Below are 1,644 nucleotides of genomic sequence, written 5' to 3' on the forward strand. Positions count from 1 at the left end.
ACAGTTGCAGAGCTGTTCTTTTTTTGTGTTTTTTTCATGCGGGAGGTGTTGGGTTGTAATGTTTTTGAGTGCAAGTGAGGACTTTAGAATATTTGAAAACCCGGGAGTTTCGAGTAGCGAGAAGATTCAGGACATGAAGTGAAGGAGCCCTTGAAGTGAACGTTCTCCCTGGGGGATGGCCCACATAAACGGAGATATTCCGGTTAAATGAAAAAGAAGGCGAATTTCAAGTAATATAAGGGAAGCTTTTCCGGTTATGTTGCTAAAAGTCGTTTGTTTCCGCCACTTTTAGCCGATTAGGCGGAATTCCTACTCCTATTTCAGCCGATTTTGGCTGTTTTTTCCGAATAAGCGGAATCTCTACGTCTATTTCATCCCACCAGGTACAAGAAAGGGTGGGAGAACGAATGGACGAAGAGATTACAAGCTCATCGGAAGCCGGATACTGAACACGAAAGTAAGCCTGAGGATCAAGATTTAACGCAGCCATCAATCTTAGAAATGAAGCGTTAAGACTTCTAATCGCCGAGGCGGCAGGGCTCGCCTAATCAATAACTAGCCGGCAGGCTGGTGTTCTTAGGAATCTCCCGCTTCATCAGCTCATGGGAGTGATAAGCGGTGAGTGTTTAATAATAGGTATTAAAACCAGTAATTAAAATAAACATCCAAAATCCAATTGCAATTAGATTTATAATAAGCCCAATTGCCATTAAGATTCCCAATAGACGCAAAAACTTAGCATAGTTCAACATAAGTTCTGCCAAAGCTTTTTCTTCATACTCTTGCAGTAAATCTTTTGCTTGTCTTGCTGAACGAAGAATGTAAATGCCTAAAAAGATAGATATAATGCCAGGTATAGCTCCTACAATAAAAAGGAATAATCCTACCAATGCATACAAACCACCTAAGATAATAAACAAATATCCTAAGAATGCACCCCATTTTGAAATATTCCTTAAAGACTCTTGCATCTGCATTTCTTACACACCCCCTTCCAATTATTACATTATAACCTAATACTTCAAAAGTGGGTTATCATTACTAGTAAATATGGTTGACATATGTTCGCAAAAGGGGCTTTCCATAGAATGAAAGTGTATGAAATCCAATTTTTCGTAGGTAAAATTATTGAATTAGATAAAAAATTTTATATGAAAATATAGGTTGGAATTTTAAAACAATAAGCAAGGTATAGGTATACCGGAGATTTCTAAAATCTTAAGATATTGTTCTTTATGGCTGCTTCTGTAATGACGTGGCAAACTTTAAGGATTTTATTTCTTTACTTTAAATGACTTTTTTGTAACTGGCTCACCTTCTTTGTTATATGCAGGTTGCTATAGTATACTGCCTGCTTTGTTATACGATCTTCGGGATAGTATAACAAAACGCTGTACTTTGTTATACTATCTGGGCAAATATCCAAGATACTATAACAAAAACCCCTGCTTTGTTATACGATCATCGGGATACTATAACAAAACGCCATACTTTGTTATACGATCTCGGCAAATATCCAAGATAGTATAACAAAAACCCCCGCTTTGTTATACGATCTTCAGGATACTATAACAAAAACCCCTTCTTTGTTATACGATCTTCGGGATACTATAACAAAAACCCCTTCTTTGTTATACGATCTTC

2 protein-coding genes are annotated in these 1,644 nt (G+C 37.1%); both read right to left on the bottom strand.

The features are described from left to right. Positions 1 to 262 precede the first annotated feature (262 nt). Positions 263 to 490 carry a hypothetical protein gene (locus GJU40_RS20395; RefSeq protein ID WP_154309884.1) on the bottom strand — a complete coding sequence of 76 codons (228 nt, stop codon included), beginning with the start codon at positions 488 to 490 and terminating at the stop codon, positions 263 to 265. Between the two features lie 136 nt (positions 491 to 626). Beyond that, on the bottom strand, positions 627 to 977 hold the full coding sequence (locus GJU40_RS20400; RefSeq protein WP_154309885.1) for a DUF5362 family protein: 351 nt from the start codon (positions 975 to 977) through the stop codon (positions 627 to 629). Positions 978 to 1,644: the final 667 nt, after the last annotated feature.

The sequence above is a fragment of the Metabacillus lacus genome, assembly GCF_009674805.1.
Classification (GTDB): Bacteria; Bacillota; Bacilli; order Bacillales; family Bacillaceae; genus Metabacillus_C; species Metabacillus_C lacus.